This window comes from Polynucleobacter necessarius (assembly GCF_900096765.1).
GTDB lineage: Bacteria > Pseudomonadota > Gammaproteobacteria > Burkholderiales > Burkholderiaceae > Polynucleobacter > Polynucleobacter necessarius_F.
Window position 1 is genome coordinate 1,330,862 of the sequence record NZ_LT615228.1, and the last position, 18,792, is coordinate 1,349,653.

The window sequence follows — 18,792 nt, forward strand, 5'->3', positions numbered from 1 at the left end:
ACCCCCACAGACATTAAGGCGATACAGCAATCTGCGTTAAGCCCGTTGTTTCTGGCAGGCCAAACATCAAGTTCATACACTGAACGCCTTGCCCAGATGCACCCTTCACCAAATTGTCCTCAACCACTAAAATCACTAAAGTATCGCCACCACCTGGACGATGGATTGCAATCCGGATGCCATTGCTGCCCCGCACCGAGCGAGTTTCTGGATGACTTCCAGCTGGCATCACATCAACAAAGGGTTCGTCTTGATAAAAATTCTCATACAGCTTTTGGTAATCCACGTCTTTGCCAGCTTCAGTCAGGCGCACATACAAAGTGGAATGAATACCCCTTACCATTGGTGTTAAGTGTGGCACAAACGTCAGACCAATTTGGTCATGCCCTGCTATCGCTTTTAAGCCTTGAACGATCTCTGGCAAATGGCGATGTCCCTTTACACCATAGGCCTTGAAGTTATCGCTAGCCTCAGAAAGCAAAGTGCCAATTTCAGCCTTGCGACCAGCTCCGGAAGTACCAGACTTCGAATCAGAAATAATGTGATTGCCATCAATCAATTGCTTGCCACCAGTTGATTTAGGAGCAAGTAATGGCGCAAGACCAAGCTGCACTGAGGTTGGATAACAGCCAGCCAGACCTACTACACGGGCCTTCTTAATTGCTTCACGATTAATTTCTGCCAAACCATAAACCGCTTCAGCCAAAATTTCGGGACAGCTATGCTCCATGCCATACCACTTGGCGAACTCTTTGACATCCTTTAAACGAAAGTCTGCAGCTAAATCCAAAATCTTCACATTATTAGCAAGCAATTCCTTTGCTTGCGCCATAGCAACACCATGTGGAGTTGCAAAGAAAACAACATCACACTCATTTAATTTAGCTTCGTCGGGGGTCGTAAATTTCAAATCAACACGACCACGCAAAGATGGGAACATCTCAGCTACTGGCATACCAGCTTCAGTACGGGAAGTAATAGCAACGATTTTGACTTCAGGGTGTTGTGCTAACAAACGCAATAGTTCAACCCCGGTATAACCTGTGCCGCCAACAATACCCACCTTAATCATGCCATTCTCCAAAATGCTTAATAATCAATTATCTTCTAAAGCGTAATACTTGATTCTTACAGATTTCTTAATTGTAGAAACAAAAAGGGCCGCTTTCGCGACCCTTTCGATAAAACTTGAGCGACTGAAAGAATTAGCGCTTGCTGAACTGTTTACGACGACGCGCGCCGTGCAGACCAACTTTTTTACGCTCAACTTCACGAGCATCGCGAGTTACCAAACCTGCTTTAGACAGAGTTGACTTCAAAGCGTTGTCGTAGTCGATCAATGCACGAGTAACACCGTGACGCACTGCACCAGCTTGACCAGTTTCACCGCCGCCAGAAACGTTTACTTTGATATCAAAGGTCGTTAAATGGGCCGTGAGAGCCAAAGGCTGACGCGCAATCATGCAGGATGTTTCACGAGCAAAATAGGCATCAATAGGCTTACCGTTAACGATAATTTCACCTTTGCCAGACTTAATAAAGACGCGCGCAACAGAACTCTTGCGACGGCCTGTACCGTAATTCCAATTTCCGTAATTAATAGCCATTTGGTTTCCTTAAATCTCTAACGCTTTAGGCTGTTGAGCCGCATGCGGATGATTAGCGTCGCCATAGACTTTTAATTTCTTGATCATGGCATAGCCGAGTGGGCCTTTTGGCAACATACCCTTCACAGCCTTCTCCAAAGCGCGACCAGGAAAACGGTCTTGCATCTTGTCGAAGTTAGTCGAGCTAATACCACCTGGGTATCCGCTGTGACGGTAGTAAATCTTGTTCAAGCCTTTTGTGCCTGTGACACGTAGCTTAGATGAATTGATCACGACGATGAAGTCGCCAGTGTCAACGTGTGGTGTGAATTCAGGCTTGTGCTTGCCGCGTAGACGGTGTGCCACTTCACTGGCGACACGACCGAGGACTTTGTCCGTAGCGTCAATCACGAACCATTCACGCTTTACCTCATGGGATTTTGCGGAAAAAGTTTTCATGATTTCTCAAATTGTTATAGTCAAAAATACTCCAACCAAACTACGTCCACCTTGGCCCTGCTTATGTTTGCAAGCTCGCAGATTCTGCAATCTAACTGGTACAACAAACTACCGCTGACTGGTTCGGTAATTCCTGACTGGTTCGGTAATTCAGTAAAGCCTTAAATTATAACCCAAAAAAAACCCAGGAACGAGTCCTGGGTTGGAATCCACCTATGTTTGGGTGGAGGAGACACTTGGAGGAAAGTCGCAGTGTATAAGACTCAGTGTATAAGATATAAGTATAATAAGACTGACTACCAATGGGGTTATTCTACACAAGTAGATTGGTGCAAAGCAAGATTCTTGACGAAAATCAAGATTTTCATGTTGCTATGCAACAACTAATGCATCTGTAAAAATTGATAAACTATTGATAATATTGATTTATTTAGTAAGTAAGTGGTCACTAATATGGAATGTCGAGTATCTTGGTTGGGTAATAGCGGAATGGCATTTTCCGCAGAAACTGGCAGCGGACACCTCGTCAATATGGATGGCGCCCCTGAAGCAGGAGGCAGAAACCTTGCCCCAAGACCCATGGAGCTGCTTTTAGCTGGCGCCGGGGGTTGCTCTGCCTATGATGTGGTTTTAATCCTACAAAGGGCTCGTCAGGCCGTTAGCGCCTGCGATGTGACCCTTCAAGCTGAACGCGCCACCGAAGATCCCAAAGTCTTCACGAAAATCAACTTGCACTTTTCCGTCAAAGGGAAAGACCTCGATCAGGCCAAAGTAGACCGTGCAGTGAAGTTGTCACATGAAAAATATTGTTCAGCCACAACTATGTTGGCCAAAACTGCAGAGCTCACTTATAGCGTTGAAGTCATATCAGAGTAGTGCAGAGTCAATCGATAAGCCGGATTCTGTCGCCTAGACTTTCATCTAGGGGCAATCATTCCTCTAGGCCGTCAGTTACCTGATGGCTCAAGCTCCCTACCCGCAGACTCAGCGGGACGCCTCATTGTCTGCATACTTGGGATTGCTCCAGGTGGAGGTTACCGCGTTTCACCGTAACTTAATACGCTCGTCTCTGTGGCCCTATTCCTCACGTCACCGTGGATGGCCGTTAGCCATCACCCTACCCTATGGAGTCCGGACTTTCCTCCCCTTCAATCAAGAAGCGGCGATTGCCTAATTGACTCTGCGCCTGCAGTCTAACGCAGTCGGAGAAAATTGGCTGATAAAAGCACTGAGCGTGATTAAACGAGTGACCAAGCAACTGTTTCGCCCGCACGCAGCGGAACAATCGTTGCATCACCCAAAGGCAACTCTACAGGTATGGCTTGTGCTTGTTTTGCCAACGTAATTTTTTTGCTATTGCGCGGCAGCCCATAAAAATCGGGGCCAAAGAAACTGGCAAAACCTTCTAACTTATCTAGCTTGCCAACACTCTCAAATGCTTCCGCATATAAACCCAGTGCATTAAATGCGCTATAGCATCCTGCGCAACCGCAAGCAGCTTCTTTAGCGCCTTTTGCGTGAGGAGCACTATCAGTTCCCAAGAAGAAACGGGCGTTACCACTAGTTGCCGCTTCTAGCAAGGCAATTCGATGCTCTTCTCGCTTGAGCACTGGAAGACAGTAATTATGAGGACGAATGCCGCCAGCAAAAATCGCATTGCGATTCATCAAGAGATGTTGCGGAGTAATCGTTGCAGCAATGCTATTTTTTTTGCTTATAGCAGCATCACGCACATAGTGAGCCGCCTGCTTGGTTGTAATATGTTCGAACACAATCTTGAGTTCAGGAAAGTCTTTGCGCAATGGCTCAAGAACAGTATCAATAAATACCGCTTCACGATCAAAAATATCAATATCAGCGCTTGTTACTTCTCCATGCACTAATAAAGGTATCCCAAGCACTTGCATTGCCTCAAGAGCTTGATAGCAGTGCTTAATGTCGCTTACTCCAGCGTCACTATTAGTTGTAGCGCCAGCAGGGTACAACTTAAATCCAGCAATGCCTTCAGCCTTAGCTTTGCGTACTTCCTCTGCAGAAGTATTGTCCGTGAGATACAAAATCATTAGTGGCAAAAAATTAGTGATACCTAAAGCTTTTAAATTCGCATCTATCCGAGATTGATATGCCTTCGCCAAAGCAACCGTAGTAACTGGTGGCTTTAAATTTGGCATGATGATCGCCCGGGCAAACTGACGAGCTGTATCGGCCAACACATCCTTCACCACCTCGCCATCACGAATGTGCAAGTGCCAATCGTCAGGCTGTATAAGTTGAATATGAGTGGGGCTATTAGTCATAATTATTTTTCTAGCAAGATGATGCGGAAATCATTCACATTCGTAAGTGTAGGGCCAGTTTCCACTAAGGCATCTAATTCTGCAAAGAAACCGTAGCAATCGTGGCCAGCTAAGAATGTTTCTGGCACTACAACCATAGCTTCACTTGCTTTACGAATATCGGCATCAAACCATGCTCCCGCATTCTTTTCACTACCATCAATGCCATCGGTGTCTGCCGCTAAAGCGGCAATATTTGGCAAATCGGAAGTGGCGGAGAATAGAGAAAGCAAATATTCGCTACAGCGACCACCGCGACCCTTCGCGCCCGCAGGAATAGTGACAGTGCACTCGCCCCCAGAGATGATTGCCTGAGGCTGACTAGCTTTTCTTAAATGATGACGAACTAATTGAGCCTGCTCCACTCCTACTTCTTGGGCTTCGCCAGTGATGGTGTCGCCCAATATGATTGGCTCATAACCTTGGCTATGAACATATTGCGCAGCAGCCTCAAGGCTTTTATAAGCAGTTGCAATGACATGATTAGCAACTTGTGCATTGATTAAATCAATATCTTTTAATGTCTCCGGTCTTTCACCTGCTAAACCTTGCTTGAGGTGAGCAAGAACAGAAGTAGGAATAGAACCTACTCCCAAGCGATATTTTTCTAAAATATTGAGCGCGTCTAAATAGGTGGAGTAGTCAGCAGCACATGGTCCACTAGCAATATCAGCTGGATCATCGCCAGTTACATCAGAAATCAATAAAGCCTCTACTCGTGCACCCCGCTCAATTGCCACGCGAGCCAAATTACCGCCAAGAATGGCAGATAGATGCTTACGGACCACATTCATCTCTTCAATTGGGGCGCCACTTCGTAAAAGGGCTTGAGTGGTAGCGCGCATATCATCTATGGAAATGCCTTCAACCGGCAACGTCAAAAGACTTGAGCCGCCACCAGAAACTAATGCAATCAACACATCGCCTGGTGCGAGCTGTTTCGCTAAAGCTAATATATCTCGCGCCCCATCCATGCCCGCTTGATCAGGGACCGGGTGTCCAGCCTCAATGATCTTAATTTGAGAAGTTGGGGAACCATGACCGTAGCGCGTTAAAACAATTCCCTCGTAGTGAATTTTGGGCCAATGTTTCATAGCAAAATTCTCAAATGCGCTGGCCATTGAAGCGCTAGCCTTACCTGCACCGACTACCAAACATTTACCACGCGGCTCCTGACCAGCAGGAAAGATCTTCGCTAAATATTGAGGAACAATCATTTGTGGGTCAGCCACTGCCACCGCAGCTGCAAAAGCATTTTTTAAAATTTCTTTGGTGAGTGTTTTTTGCAACATCGCACTATTCTAATTAAGTGCAGTTCGTTCCTGCATATACCACATTTCAGCATATTTTCCCTGGGCAGCAAGCAACTCCAGATGCGTGCCCCGCTCTACAATCTGACCATGCTCCATCACTAAAATTTGATCGGCATGAATGATGGTTGAGAGTCTGTGGGCAATGATCAGAGTCGTGCGATTTTTTGCTAAGTTCAGTAGCTCTTCCTGAAATGCTCTTTCAGTTTTTGAATCTAACGCTGAGGTTACCTCATCAAAAATTAACATGGCTGGTTTTTTGAGCAAGGTTCTGGCAATGGCAACCCGTTGCTTCTCGCCACCAGATAATTTTAAGCCACGCTCTCCTACCTGAGTGCTATAGCCATCAGGCAAGCGTTTGATAAAGCCATCAATTTGAGCTGCTCTAGCAGCCTCTTGCACCTCTTCAATCGAAGCCGAAGGATCACCATAAGCAATGTTGTAGCCGATTGTGTCATTAAATAAAACGGTATCTTGCGGAACAATACCAATTGATTTGCGTAAGCTAGCTTGGGTGACATCTTGAATATTTTGGCCATCAATCAAAATTTTTTCAGACTGAACATCGTAAAAACGAAAGAGCAGTCTTGCGAGTGTACTTTTACCAGCACCGCTTTGACCGACGACTGCCGTAATGGTGCCTGCTGGGATGTTAAAGCTGACATCGCGCAAAATCTCACGCTTTACATCGTAATGAAACGAAACATGCTCAAAACGGACATCAGGTCCGTGGCCATGATGATGAATTTGCAAAGGGTGGGCATTGGGTGAATCAGCAATCTCTTTATCTGTATCCAACAAGGAGAACATCCGATCCATATCAGTGAGAGATTGCTTAATCTCCCTATAAATCACCCCCTAAGAAGTTGAGCGGAATGTAGAGTTGAATCATGAGGGTATTTACCAAAACTAGATCACCCAAAGTCATCGTGCCATTCACCACACCGAGGGTAGCGCGCCAAAGAATCAACATTAAACCAATGGCAATAATGATTTGCTGACCCAGGTTTAGAAAAGCCAAGGTCTTTTGGGATTTCACTGCTGCAGATTGATAGCGCAATAAGTTTTCATCATAACGACGAGCCTCAAAGGCTTCGTTACCAAAATATTTCACTGTTTCAAAATTCAACAGAGAATCAATGGCTTTTTGATTCGCCTTGGAATCCATATCATTCATAGTCCGACGGTAGTGCGTGCGCCACTCGGTCACCACAATCGTAAAGACGATATACAGCACCAGCGCGACTAAAGTGATGGCTGCAAACCAAATATCATAGGAATAGGCAAAGTAGCCAAGCACTAAGCAAAACTCAATCAGCGTTGGCAGAATGCTATAGAGCGAATATGAAATGAGAGATTGAATTCCCCTAGTACCGCGTTCAATATCCCGACTCACGCCACCGGTCTGCCGGGCTAAGTGAAAACTCAGCGCCAAAGAATGTAAGTGCTCAAATACTTGCAGGGCAACTTTGCGTACCGCATTTTGGGTCACCCTCGTAAAGAGGGCCTCACGCAATTCAGCGAATAGGGATGCTGAAATTCTTAATAAACCATAAGCAACAATAATGCCCACTGGAACGACCAATAAAGCCTGAGGAGAGTTCGCCTTGACATCCAAAGAGTCAATCAAGTCTTTCATCAGAATTGGAATACCTAAATTAGCAAACTTAGCTGCTATCAAGCAGCTCAGCGCTAGCAAAACTCTAATGCGATATTCAAACAGGTAAGGCAAGAGATCGCGAATGACACGCCAATCACCTCTTTTCGGTGTTTTGAATCTGTGCTGCTACGAATGTGCCCCGATGAATGTCTCATCGTTCTATCTTATTCGCTTCTAGTTTCGTTCGCAGAAAACAATTTCAGAATTGCCTCGCCATTACTGCGTGAGAAACATTTCTGTACCGCTTGATGGTAAGACAACCATTGATAAGCCACATGCTCCCTAGGGGCTAATTGAACGGATGTTGCATCAGGTACCTCTAGAGCAAACCAGTGTTCAGTATTTTTGGTGACGCCAGGGGCATATCGAAAACGCCACTCTGGGTAAATTTCATACTCAATGTGATGATGTAAGTTGCGCAGTGCGCCAGATGGTAATTGCTCAACCGTAATGCCCGTTTCCTCAAATACCTCACGTTTAGCTGCAAAGGCTAGGTCTTCATTCGGGGTATCCAAACTGCCAGTAACAGACTGCCAAAACCCAGCGCGATCAGCACGCTCTATCAATAAAACATCCCTATTCGATTTATAGATAACAACTAAAACCGAAATAGGGATTTTCAAGATAGTTACTGCTTAGATTGTTTTATGCGGCAGGTGCAGCTTGGCGCAAGCGAATATGCAACTCACGTAACTGACGCTCATCCACCGGGCTAGGAGCTTGAGTAAGCAAGCACTGTGCACGCTGTGTTTTAGGAAAAGCAATCACATCGCGAATCGATTCAGCACCAGTCATCATGGTCACAATGCGATCGAGACCAAATGCAATACCGCCGTGCGGAGGCGCGCCATATTGAAGCACATCTAACAAGAAGCCAAATTTTGCTTGAGCTTCTTCAGCGCCAATCTTGACCGCACGGAATACTTGGCTTTGAACAGCTTCTTGGTGAATACGCACAGAACCGCCACCGATTTCACTACCGTTCAGAACCATGTCGTAAGCCTTCGCCAAGCACTTACCGGGATCAGACTCCAAGTACTTCATGTGCTCATCTTTAGGGCTGGTAAATGGATGGTGGCAGGCAACCCAACGCGCCTCACCTTCGTCATAGTCAAACATGGGGAAATCCACAACCCACAACGGCTTCCAGCCTTCAGTGAAGAGACCGTGCTCCTTGCCCCAGGCAGAGTGACCAATACGTAAACGTAGATTACCAATTGCATCATTCACCACTTTTTCTTTATCTGCGCCGAAGAAAATAATGTCACCATCTTTTGCACCGGTCCGTTTCAAAATGCCTTCGATAGCAGCATCATGCAAATTCTTCACAATCGGTGATTGAAGTCCATTACGACCTTCAGAGACAGAGTTCACCTTGATCCAAGCCAAACCTTTTGCACCATAGATGCTGACAAACTGCGTATAATCATCGATCTCACTACGACTAATTTCAGCGCCGCCGGGCACGCACAGACCTACTACACGACCGCCTGCCTGATTAGCGGCGCCTGAGAAGACCTTGAAATCAACATCTTTCATCAAATCGGTTAATTCGGTGAATTCAAAATTCACGCGCAAGTCTGGCTTATCCGAACCAAAGCGTGCCATACCTTCTGAGTAGGGCATAGTTGGAAATGGATTAGGCAACTCAACATTCATCGTTTTCTTGAAAATATGACGAATCATGTTTTCAAAAAGGTTGCGAATTTCCATCTCATCTAAGAATGCAGTTTCACAGTCAATCTGGGTAAATTCAGGTTGACGGTCTGCACGCAAATCTTCATCGCGGAAACATTTAGTAATCTGATAGTAGCGATCAAATCCAGCCACCATCAATAACTGTTTAAACAACTGAGGAGATTGCGGCAAAGCAAAGAATTGACCATCATGCACACGAGATGGAACTAAGTAATCGCGCGCACCTTCTGGTGTGCTCTTAGTCAGCATCGGGGTTTCAATATCAATAAAGCCAGCATCATCTAAGTAGCGGCGGCACTCCATTGCTACGTTGTAGCGCAGGCGTAAATTCTTTTGCATTTGCGGACGACGCAAATCTAATACGCGATGCGTTAAACGTGTTGTCTCAGATAAATTCTCATCATCGAGTTGGAATGGTGGTGTAACAGAGGCATTCAGAATCACTAAGTTATGGCAAAGAATTTCTACCTTGCCGCTAACTAAATCAGTGTTTTCAGTGCCGGCAGGACGTGCACGCACCAAACCTTTAATCTGAATGCAGAACTCATTACGCACTTGCTCAGCAAGAGCAAACATCTCTGGACGATCGGGATCGCAAACCACCTGAACAAAGCCTTCACGGTCACGCAAGTCAATAAAGATCACGCCCCCATGGTCACGACGACGATTAACCCATCCCGAGAGGGTGACTTCTTGACCAATCAGCGCATCGGTTACTTGGCCGCAATTATGGCTACGCATTGACATAACAATTTCCTATAAATCAAAAATGGTGTGGCGGCTCGAGAGAGGTCGAGCCACTAGAATTATTCGGTGGAACAGAGCCCATAGAGACAATATGCTTTAAAGCCTCTTCAACACTCATATCTAATTCGATCGTTTGTGCACGAGGCACAATCATGAAAAATCCCGATGTGGGATTAGGTGTAGTAGGCAAAAAGACATTGACATAGCCTTCGCCCAATTTTGAAGTGACTTCTTTTGCAGGGGTTCCGGTCTGAAACGCGATTGCCCAAGAATCTGCGTGTGGATAACGAATTAATAAGGCCTTACTGAAGGCCTGACCACTACCCGAAAACAATGTAGATGAAACCTGCTGCACACTAGAATAAATTGAACGCACAACAGGAATGCGATTCACAAACTTATCCCACGCTTTTAACCACCATTGACCAGCAAAATTGATTGCCAATAATCCAGTTACCAAAATCACGGCAACTACAATCAAAATACCAACACCTGGTAATTCGCGGAAATGTTGAAGATCTGCAGCAAACTGCTGAGGGAAAATTGCGATGATGGCATGCATCACCGAACCAAAAACACCGTCGAGCAAGCCCAAGCCCCAAGTGATCACCCAAATAGTGACCGCCATGGGAGCCCATACGAGGATGCCAGCGATAAAGTATTTTTTCATGTGTTTGCCTAGCCAGCTATTTTAGCTGTACAGGAAGCAATCGGCGAGACATTAATAAATATGTAGGCCGATGATCAAAATTCCGACCAAAAACCCGCTGATGAAGAGTAAGGAGCCCACTAATAGATGGCTAGTACGCTTTTCTTGCTGCAAAAGGGCCTTCAACACCTCCAATTCGCCACTTTGGTCTTTTATTTGATGACGTCCCTGAGCTAAGCTATCAGCAAATAAGCGGGGCAAGGTGGGCAAAATCTTGGCCCAGGTAGGCGCCTCTTCCTTTAGGCCATCGAGCAATCCGCGCCAGCCAAGCTGCTGACTGACCCACTTTTCCAGAATCGGTTTAGCAGTCCTCCAGAGATCTAGGTCTGGGTCTAACTGACGGGCCAAACCTTCAACATTTAATAAAGTTTTCTGCAACAGTGTCAGTTGAGGCTGGATCTCCACTTTGAAGCGACGAGATGTCTGGAATAAGCGCATCAACACAATGCCTAGAGAAATCTCTTTCAAAGGGCGATCAAAGTAAGGCTCGCACACCGAGCGAACTGCCCCCTCTAGTTCTTCTACGCGCGTATTGGCCGGCACCCAGCCAGACTCGATATGTAGCTCTGCAACCCGGCGGTAATCGCGATTAAAAAATGCCAAGAAATTCAGGGCTAGATAATTTTTATCGGACTCGCTTAAGGCGCCAACAATTCCAAAGTCCAAAGAAATGAACCGGCTAAAAGTTTCTGGCTCTAAGCTAATCATGATATTTCCGGGATGCATATCAGCATGGAAAAATCCGTACTCAAAAACTTGAGTGAAAAATATCTCTACGCCGTCAGCCGCCAACTTTTTAAAATCAACGCCAGCAGCGCGTAGTTCGGCAGTACGTCCAATGGAAATGCCACGCATTCTCTCCATGACAATGACATTGGTATGGCAAAGATCCCAATACATTTCTGGAATCATGAGCTTTTTAGAATCCACAAAGTATCGACGTAATTGACTAGCGTTAGCTGCCTCGCGCATAAGATCTAACTCATCGTGCAAATAGGTATCGAATTCAGCTACGTTCTCACGCGGCTTCAAACGTCGACCATCTTCAGAGCTCTTCTCAATGACCTTGGCCAGGTCATACATTAAAGCCAGATCACCCTCAACCACTGGCAGGATGCCAGGACGCAAAACTTTAATAGCAACTTCACGACCCTGCCACTCAGGATGTTTATCTGTTCCACGCAAAACACCAAAATGCACTTGAGCTACAGAGGCACTCGCAACTGGTGTTGCGTCAAAGCTAATGAATACCTCTTCAATAGATTGACCCAAATCTACTTCGATTAAGCGGCGAGACTCTTCATTAGAGAATGGCGGAACTTGGTCTTGTAATTTGGCCAGCTCATTAGCAATATCTTCAGGCAATAAATCTCGGCGAGTAGACAACACTTGCCCAAACTTCACAAAAATTGGGCCTAGCGCCTCTAGCGTGAGACGAATGCGCTCACCTCTTGAAAGCTTTGTACCAGGAGAGGTCCAGCAAACGACTGTCAGGAAACTACGACCAATACCTGGCCTGAGCACATCGCGTAACAAAGGCAACAAGCCATAACGCCAAGCAGTAAAGAAAATAAAACTAAGACGAGCAATTCGACGCACGATTATTTAGCCTTTTGCTCTAGGAGTTGAATGCGTTTTTCCAGGCGGTCTACAGAGTCGCGCAAGTCATTTAATTCGGATTTACGAAGCACAAAGTCTCGCTTATTTAGTAGCACTTTCTTTTCTTCGCTAACATATTCCACTACATTGTCCAGTAAATCCCCGACGGCTGATCTACTGGCAGCAAGAAACTTTTTCCCTTGACGTACAGCAAAGTTTGCAGGAGCATCCCCCATCACACGAGCAAGATCTTCTTCATATTCCCAGCGCACTTGACTGGCCAATCGTCCAATCAATTGTGCCAAATCTGCATCTCCAGTAATTTTGACGGCCTTGAATGCCTGCTCACGCAAATTTCCAGTACTAGCAGTTAATTTACCAAGGGCATCCGTAGTAATCTCCAAAGCTAAAGAGGGGGATTCGAGCTCTTGGATGGCAGTCAAAAATCCGTCGGTATCAATTTGAAAATACAAGCGCCCCAAAGGCATTTGGATTAATACCGTCTTATGGGCATGCTGAGCCAATTGCTCCCTTGCCCAGGGCTCAGCCGCAAGGACGTGATTAATAGCGCGACAAGCGGCGCCAGCAGCAAATGTATGAGTAGAAAAAGATAGTGTGTTCATGAGTGTAAAAAACCCGCACTAGTGCGGGTTTTCCAACGGAAAGTACCTAAAGCTTAAACCAACTGGGTGATACCCGCCAAGACCCAGCCTCCAGGGCCCTCAACTGGCTTGCTCAGATTCCATATTTCAGAGAAATCACTCGCCGGCGCACCTGCTTGCTCGCGAATAATACCGCTAAACTGAACACTACAGAAATAATGGCCCAGATTCATTTCAATACCCAACAGCCTAGCATTAATGGTAATCACGTCAGTTTGATTGGCACTGTCAGTTCTTCCTGCCAAATCTTGTGAAATAGTGGCAAACATCTCTGGAGTAGTGAACTCGCGCAGGGAATTTAAATCACCTAAATCCCAGGCGTTTTGCAAGGTGACAAAGTATTGCTTTGCATTCTCTAAAAAAGTATGCTCATCAAAACCTGGCGGCAAAGTCGATTCAAACTTTTCCGGCTCGGAACTAACGCCGCCAAATGCATTTGCTGCCGGCGTAAAACCAGGCTCCTGTCTTGGTTGATCTAACCTAGCGCGCTGCAGGGCTGTAGAACTCAAGGCATTCGAATTTTGACCAAGCCCTGAAAAAGCAGGAAGTAGTTTGCGAATAATGAATATGATGGCAAAACCAGCCAACACGGCAATTAACAAACCAGTAATCAGCGATGAAGCTGCTTCACCTAAGCCAAAGTGCGACAAAAGATAGCCGATACCCAAACCAGCGGCTAAGCCACCCAAGATACCACCCATGCCACCAAAGCGACTAGGAGCTGGCGCTTGCGGAGCCGAAGGCGTTGGGGTAGCTGATTGAGCTTGGTTATTTTGCACAGGCTTTTGTACAGGGGCAGCCTGTTTCTGAATTGGAGCACTTGGTGCGCGCCCAAAACTTCTACCACCACCTAAACGTCCCGCCTCAACATGACTAATTGATGTGAAAACTAAAATCATGCTTAAGAAAACTGATTTGAAAAAATGTTTTTTCATTTTTTACCCCTTTCTTTGATAGCCACCTTATTTCTCTAGTCTTTAAGAGTTTAAAAACTATACAACTGTCAGTATTTAATACCAATATGCAGGGCTACGATACCCCCTGTCATCCTATGGGTTTCAACCTCATCAAAGCCCACACCTAACATCATGTCTTTCAAAGTCTCAGCATCCGGATGCATGCGAATAGACTCTGCCAGGTATCTATAACTCTCAGAGTCTTGTGCAATCTTTTCACCCAGCCAAGGCAAGACCTTAAATGAGTAAGCATCATATGCAGGCTGCAAAAAGGTATCTGGCTTAGAAAACTCCAATACCAGTACTCTTCCGCCCGCCTTAATGACTCGACACATTTCACCGAGAGCAACTTCTTTGTGCGTCATATTGCGCAAACCAAAAGCAACAGTAACTACGTCGAAATGGTTGTTAGGAAACGGGATTTTCTCTGCATCAAACTGAACGCAAGGCAAAGCTAAGCCTCGATCGAGCAATCGATCACGCCCAACACCCAACATGGAAGCATTGATATCGCTTAACCAAACCTGGGCCTCGGGATTGCAACCCCAGTCAGCAGCCTTGGCAAAGGCAGCCGCTAAATCTCCAGTGCCACCTGCGATGTCTAAGATCTTTTGACCAGGGCGAACGTTGGCTCGCGCAATCGTAATTTTTTTCCAAACACGATGCAGACCAAATGACATTAAATCATTCATCACATCGTACTTACTAGCTACCGAATGAAAAACCTGGGCAACTTTGCCAGCCTTTTCAGCCTCATCAACACTTTGATATCCGAAGTGAGTTTTACTCATTAATGACTTCCACAAGAATGGCCATGCGAATGTCCTGCTTGCGCCATTGGCGCATCTCGATCAAGACCTGCAGCAGCTAATTTATCTAAATACTCTTTCCAAACTTGCTCTTGGTTCTCACATAGAAAGCGCAAGTAATCCCATGAATATAGTCCTGAGTCATGCCCGTCAGAAAAGCTAGGCTTCAAAGCGTAATGGCCAACAGGCTCAAGATTAGCGATTAACACATCGCGTTTTCCGGTTTGCAAAGTCTCTTGTCCAAGGCCGTGGCTTTGCACTTCCGCTGAAGGCGAAACCACTCTGAGCAACTCAAAAGACAAACGGTAAATTTGGCCATCTTCATAGGCAAGCTCTAATACTTTGGATTGCTGATGAACCACGATATTGATTGGAATCATTAAACCAAGACCCTTTCGATGCCGCCTTGATTTGCTTTAGCAACGTAATCTTGCATCCAGTTATCGCCCAGCAATTTTTGGGCCATTTCAACAACAATGTAATCCGCAGTGGTATCGCTATCAGCATCAAAACGAGTGAGGCCCTGCAAGCAAGATGGGCAGCTAGTAAGCACTTTTACATCGCCAGTGAAATCACCCTTGCGCAAATCATTTGCACCCTTTTCCATTTCGATTTGTTTTCTGAAACGTACTTGGGTGGAAATATCGGGGCGTGTCACAGCCAAAGTGCCGGACTCTCCACAGCAGCGATCATTTTTTGCAATCGCCTTACCACCTTCCACCTGAATGAGCTCGTTTACAGTCTTGAGGGGATCTTGCAACTTCATTGGCGAGTGGCATGGATCGTGATACATATATTTCACACCAGTTACACCTGAGAGCTTGACACCCTTCTCAGCCAAGAACTCATGAATATCAATGATTCGGCAACCTGGGAAAATTTGCTCAAACTGATAGCCGGCCAACTGGTCATAACAAGTGCCGCAAGAAACCACAACCGTCTTGATATCTAAATAGTTCAAGGTATTAGCAACTCGGTGGAATAACACCCGATTGTCGGTAATCATCTTCTCGGCTTTATCAAAGTCGCCATTACCGCGTTGTGGGTAGCCACAGCAAAGATAGCCAGGGGGCAAGACAGTTTGAACGCCGACATTCCAAAGCATTGCCTGAGTCGCCAAACCTACCTGAGAGAACAGTCGCTCAGAGCCACAACCTGGGAAATAAAACACGGCTTCAGTATCGGCAGAAGTTGTCTTTGGATCACGAATAATAGGTACATAGTTCGCATCTTCAATATCAAGAAGTGCACGCGCTGTTTTCTTGGGCAAGTTTCCAGGCATCTTCTTATTCACAAAGAAAATCACCTGCTCTTTGATGCTTGGTTTACCTACAGTTGCAGGAGGGTGGGCAGTTTGCTGTTTTGCAAACTTACGCAAGACATCATTACCTAGGCGCTGCAACTTGTAGCCCCAGCCAATCATGGTCTTGCGAGCTAAATGAATTGACTCTGGGCTAGTGGCGTTCAAGAAGAACATCGATGCTGCAGTTCCTGGATTGAAACGCTGTTGACCCATCTTGCGCAAGAGATTGCGCATATTCATGGTGACATCACCAAAGTCAATCTTGACCGGGCAAGGGGTTAAACACTTGTGACAGACAGTGCAGTGCGCAGCCACATCATCAAACATTTCCCAGTGGCGAATGGATACGCCACGACGAGTTTGCTCTTCATATAAGAAGGCTTCAATGAGCAATGAAGTTGCTAAAATCTTATCGCGTGGGCTATACAGCAAATTAGCACGTGGTACATGGGTAGAGCAAACTGGCTTGCACTTACCGCAACGCAAGCAATCTTTGACGCTATCAGCGATAGCACCAATATCACTTTGCTGCATAATGATTGATTCGTGACCCATCAATCCAAAGCTAGGGGTATAAGCCATGCTCAGATCAGCATGTGGCATCAATTTGCCTTTGTTAAAGCGCCCTTCTGGATCAACGCGATTTTTGTAGCTGCGGAAATCTTTTAATTCAGCCTCAGTTAAATACTCTAGCTTAGTGATACCAATACCATGCTCACCAGAGATCACACCGTCTAATGAACGCGCCAACTTCATAATGCGATCTACAGCACGATGCGCGTCTTGCAACATCTCATAGTCATCAGAGTTCACTGGAATATTGGTGTGCACATTACCGTCACCAGCATGCATGTGCAAGGCAACGAATACACGCTTGCGCAAAATATTCTTATGAATGGCCTCTAACTCGGCAAGGATTGGTTCAAATGCCAAACCACCAAAAATAATACGTAGCTCAGAACGAACTTCATCTTTCCAAGAGGCGCGCAAACTATAGTTTTGTAACTGCGGGAAATAAGTATCCATCTGGGTGAGCCAATCAGCCCAGCGAGTACGCACCTTAGCGATTAACTCCAAAGCCTGTTGAACACGGTCACCCAAGATCTCAGCAGTTGGAATCTCATAATCATCTTCACTCTTACCCAATGGCAGAGCATTTTTCTTTAAAAAGACCTCTAAGCCATCCAAAACTTGTAACTTATTTTTAAGAGATAACTCAATATTGATGCGATCAATACCATCGGTGTACTCACCCATCCGTGGCAATGGAATCACAACGTCTTCGTTAATCTTGAAAGCATTAGTGTGACGCGCAATGGCTGCCGTACGCGCACGGTCTAACCAGAACTTTTTACGCGCCTCAGCACTCACTGCTACGAAGCCTTCGCCAACGCGTAGGTTAGCCATCCGAACTACTTCGCTGGTAGCGGCAGCAACAGCTTCCTCATCATCACCAGCAATATCGCCAATCAAGACCATCTTTGGCAGGCTATTGCGCTTTGATTTAGTGGAATACCCAACTGCTCTTAAGTAACGATCATCTAAATGCTCAAGGCCAGCCAAAATAGGACCACCCTGCTTGCTTAATCCATCTAGATGAGCCTTGATTTCGACAATACTTGGAATGGCTTCGCGCGCTTGACCAAAAAACTCTAGGCAAACCGTGCGCATGTACCTAGGCATGCGATGCAATACCCAAGTTGCGCTAGTAATCAAACCATCGCAACCCTCTTTTTGTACGCCGGGCAAGCCGGATAAAAATTTATCTGTAACGTCTTTACCCAAGCCTTCTTTGCGGAAACGCTTACCTTCAACTTCCAATAATTCTGTCTTGAGAATACGTTGACCAGGCTCGCTAAGACCATCAGACCAAGTGAGTTGAAAACGCACTTTCTCAACATCATGAATCTTGCCAAGGTTGTGCTCAAGACGCTCGATATCTAACCAGTTACCTTCAGGGTCAACCATGCGCCAGCTAGCTAAATTATCTAAAGCAGTTCCCCAAAGAACTGCTTTTTTGCCGCCAGCATTCATGGCGATATTTCCGCCAATGCAGCTTGCATCAGCAGAAGTAGGATCAACAGCAAATACGAGGCCAGCATGCTCAGCAGCATCCGAGACACGACGCGTTACAACGCCAGCACCAGTGAAGATAGTAGAAACTTCACGGTCTAAACCAGGTAATTTCTTTGACTTGACGCTGCCGATATCTTGCAACTTCTCAGTGTTAATCACTGCAGACATGGCATAGAGAGGAATGGCACCGCCGGTATAGCCGGTGCCGCCTCCACGCGGAATAATGGTCAGACCTAATTCCACGCAAGCTTTTACCAAACCAGGAATTTCAGATTCATAGTCAGGCTTTAAAACGACTAATGGAAACTCAACTCGCCAGTCAGTTGCATCAGTCACATGCGCTGCACGCGATACACCATCAAAACAAATATTGTCACTAGCGGTATGACGGCCTAACTCTTTGCGGGCACGCTTGCGAATTTGCTCAACCTCTTTAAAACCATCTTCAAAATTTTCAATCGCGCGGTAGGCAGCGCTTAATAAAATTTCTACTTGGTCTGCAGAGTCACCGTTGTTGCGCTTTTTCACTTCACCTAAGCGATGCCAAAGGGCATCAATCAACTGCTTACGGCGACTAGGGTTATCTAGCAAGTCATCTTGCAAAAATGGGTTACGTTGAACGACCCAGATATCGCCCAGAATTTCGAATAGCATGCGGGCGGAACGGCCAGTCCGGCGCACACTGCGGAGATCATTCAGAACGCGCCATGACTCCTCGCCCAACAGGCGAATGACAATTTCTCGGTCAGAAAAGGAGGTGTAGTTGTAGGGAATTTCACGAAGACGGGGAGATCCCGCCTCAGCATCCAACAACTGGTTCAAAGCTAATGGTGCGTTCATAGCGACATATTTGATAAATAAGCATTTTAAATGAGCGAACCT

Annotated in this window: 15 protein-coding genes, 1 other RNA gene and 1 pseudogene; 1 reads left to right on the forward strand and 16 read right to left on the reverse strand. The window is 45.9% G+C overall.

Annotated elements, in window-relative coordinates; translation table 11 throughout:
• Positions 1–13: 13 nt before the first annotated feature.
• From argC to rplM, 3 genes are all read right to left on the reverse strand, one after another.
• Positions 14–1,072, reverse strand: coding sequence for an N-acetyl-gamma-glutamyl-phosphate reductase (gene argC / locus DXE33_RS06885; protein ID WP_114639236.1), 1,059 nt, complete (start codon positions 1,070–1,072; stop codon positions 14–16).
• Positions 1,073–1,205: 133 nt separating this feature from the next.
• On the reverse strand, positions 1,206–1,607 hold the full coding sequence (rpsI, locus tag DXE33_RS06890; protein ID WP_114639237.1) for a 30S ribosomal protein S9: 402 nt from the start codon (positions 1,605–1,607) through the stop codon (positions 1,206–1,208).
• Between the two features lie 9 nt (positions 1,608–1,616).
• Positions 1,617–2,045: a 50S ribosomal protein L13 gene (rplM, locus tag DXE33_RS06895; RefSeq protein ID WP_114639238.1), complete on the reverse strand. Its 429-nt coding sequence runs from the start codon at positions 2,043–2,045 to the stop codon at positions 1,617–1,619.
• A gap of 453 nt (positions 2,046–2,498) precedes the next feature.
• On the opposite strand from rplM, the gene DXE33_RS06900 reads away from it, so the two are divergent.
• Positions 2,499–2,921, forward strand: coding sequence for an OsmC family protein (locus DXE33_RS06900; RefSeq protein WP_114639239.1), 423 nt, complete (start codon positions 2,499–2,501; stop codon positions 2,919–2,921).
• Here DXE33_RS06900 and rnpB read toward each other — a convergent pair.
• From rnpB to DXE33_RS06965, 13 genes and pseudogenes are all read right to left on the reverse strand, one after another.
• Positions 2,921–3,227: RNase P RNA component class A (rnpB, locus tag DXE33_RS06905), an RNA gene on the reverse strand. The genes DXE33_RS06900 and rnpB overlap by 1 nt on opposite strands.
• Before the next feature lie 56 nt (positions 3,228–3,283).
• A complete protein-coding gene (pyrC, locus tag DXE33_RS06910; RefSeq protein WP_114639240.1) occupies positions 3,284–4,342 on the reverse strand; it encodes a dihydroorotase in 1,059 nt (352 codons plus the stop codon).
• Between the two features lie 2 nt (positions 4,343–4,344).
• Complete coding sequence (locus DXE33_RS06915) at positions 4,345–5,673, reverse strand: glycerate kinase type-2 family protein (RefSeq protein ID WP_114639241.1); 1,329 nt, start codon at positions 5,671–5,673, stop codon at positions 4,345–4,347.
• A 9-nt stretch (positions 5,674–5,682) separates the two neighbouring features.
• Positions 5,683–7,435 (reverse strand): annotated as a pseudogene (locus DXE33_RS06920) (ABCB family ABC transporter ATP-binding protein/permease).
• 80 nt (positions 7,436–7,515) lie between these two features.
• Entirely contained in the window at positions 7,516–7,974 is a 459-nt protein-coding gene (gene nudB, locus DXE33_RS06925; protein WP_114639242.1) for a dihydroneopterin triphosphate diphosphatase, read from the reverse strand.
• 22 nt (positions 7,975–7,996) lie between these two features.
• Positions 7,997–9,796 carry an aspartate--tRNA ligase gene (aspS, locus tag DXE33_RS06930; protein WP_114639243.1) on the reverse strand — a complete coding sequence of 600 codons (1,800 nt, stop codon included), beginning with the start codon at positions 9,794–9,796 and terminating at the stop codon, positions 7,997–7,999.
• Positions 9,797–9,812: 16 nt separating this feature from the next.
• Positions 9,813–10,466 carry a DUF502 domain-containing protein gene (locus DXE33_RS06935; protein ID WP_114639244.1) on the reverse strand — a complete coding sequence of 218 codons (654 nt, stop codon included), beginning with the start codon at positions 10,464–10,466 and terminating at the stop codon, positions 9,813–9,815.
• A 51-nt stretch (positions 10,467–10,517) separates the two neighbouring features.
• Entirely contained in the window at positions 10,518–12,104 is a 1,587-nt protein-coding gene (ubiB, locus tag DXE33_RS06940; protein ID WP_114639245.1) for a ubiquinone biosynthesis regulatory protein kinase UbiB, read from the reverse strand.
• A gap of 2 nt (positions 12,105–12,106) precedes the next feature.
• Positions 12,107–12,727, reverse strand: coding sequence for a ubiquinone biosynthesis accessory factor UbiJ (locus DXE33_RS06945; protein WP_114639246.1), 621 nt, complete (start codon positions 12,725–12,727; stop codon positions 12,107–12,109).
• A 53-nt stretch (positions 12,728–12,780) separates the two neighbouring features.
• Positions 12,781–13,701: a Tim44 domain-containing protein gene (locus DXE33_RS06950; RefSeq protein WP_114639247.1), complete on the reverse strand. Its 921-nt coding sequence runs from the start codon at positions 13,699–13,701 to the stop codon at positions 12,781–12,783.
• A 68-nt stretch (positions 13,702–13,769) separates the two neighbouring features.
• Complete coding sequence (ubiE, locus tag DXE33_RS06955) at positions 13,770–14,513, reverse strand: bifunctional demethylmenaquinone methyltransferase/2-methoxy-6-polyprenyl-1,4-benzoquinol methylase UbiE (protein ID WP_114639248.1); 744 nt, start codon at positions 14,511–14,513, stop codon at positions 13,770–13,772.
• Positions 14,513–14,911, reverse strand: a complete 399-nt coding sequence (locus tag DXE33_RS06960) for a gamma-butyrobetaine hydroxylase-like domain-containing protein (RefSeq protein WP_114639249.1) — start codon at positions 14,909–14,911, stop codon at positions 14,513–14,515. The genes ubiE and DXE33_RS06960 overlap by 1 nt, the downstream gene beginning before the upstream one ends.
• A complete protein-coding gene (locus tag DXE33_RS06965; RefSeq protein WP_114639250.1) occupies positions 14,911–18,750 on the reverse strand; it encodes a DUF3683 domain-containing protein in 3,840 nt (1,279 codons plus the stop codon). Before DXE33_RS06965 ends, DXE33_RS06960 begins: the two co-directional genes overlap by 1 nt.
• Between the last annotated feature and the right edge of the window lie 42 nt (positions 18,751–18,792).

Bases quoted from the DNA above. Each gene is read 5' to 3' on its own strand.
- DXE33_RS06945 (WP_114639246.1), bottom strand. From the start codon at position 12,727: ATGAACACACTATCTTTTTCTACTCATACATTTGCTGCTGGCGCCGCT.
- DXE33_RS06950 (WP_114639247.1), bottom strand. From the start codon at position 13,701: ATGAAAAAACATTTTTTCAAATCAGTTTTCTTAAGCATGATTTTAGTT.
- DXE33_RS06935 (WP_114639244.1), bottom strand. From the start codon at position 10,466: ATGAAAAAATACTTTATCGCTGGCATCCTCGTATGGGCTCCCATGGCG.
- rplM (WP_114639238.1), bottom strand. From the start codon at position 2,045: ATGAAAACTTTTTCCGCAAAATCCCATGAGGTAAAGCGTGAATGGTTC.
- argC (WP_114639236.1), bottom strand. From the start codon at position 1,072: ATGATTAAGGTGGGTATTGTTGGCGGCACAGGTTATACCGGGGTTGAA.
- ubiE (WP_114639248.1), bottom strand. From the start codon at position 14,513: ATGAGTAAAACTCACTTCGGATATCAAAGTGTTGATGAGGCTGAAAAG.
- DXE33_RS06900 (WP_114639239.1), top strand. From the start codon at position 2,499: ATGGAATGTCGAGTATCTTGGTTGGGTAATAGCGGAATGGCATTTTCC.
- DXE33_RS06965 (WP_114639250.1), bottom strand. From the start codon at position 18,750: ATGAACGCACCATTAGCTTTGAACCAGTTGTTGGATGCTGAGGCGGGA.
- DXE33_RS06915 (WP_114639241.1), bottom strand. From the start codon at position 5,673: ATGTTGCAAAAAACACTCACCAAAGAAATTTTAAAAAATGCTTTTGCA.
- aspS (WP_114639243.1), bottom strand. From the start codon at position 9,796: ATGTCAATGCGTAGCCATAATTGCGGCCAAGTAACCGATGCGCTGATT.
- pyrC (WP_114639240.1), bottom strand. From the start codon at position 4,342: ATGACTAATAGCCCCACTCATATTCAACTTATACAGCCTGACGATTGG.
- DXE33_RS06960 (WP_114639249.1), bottom strand. From the start codon at position 14,911: ATGATTCCAATCAATATCGTGGTTCATCAGCAATCCAAAGTATTAGAG.
- rpsI (WP_114639237.1), bottom strand. From the start codon at position 1,607: ATGGCTATTAATTACGGAAATTGGAATTACGGTACAGGCCGTCGCAAG.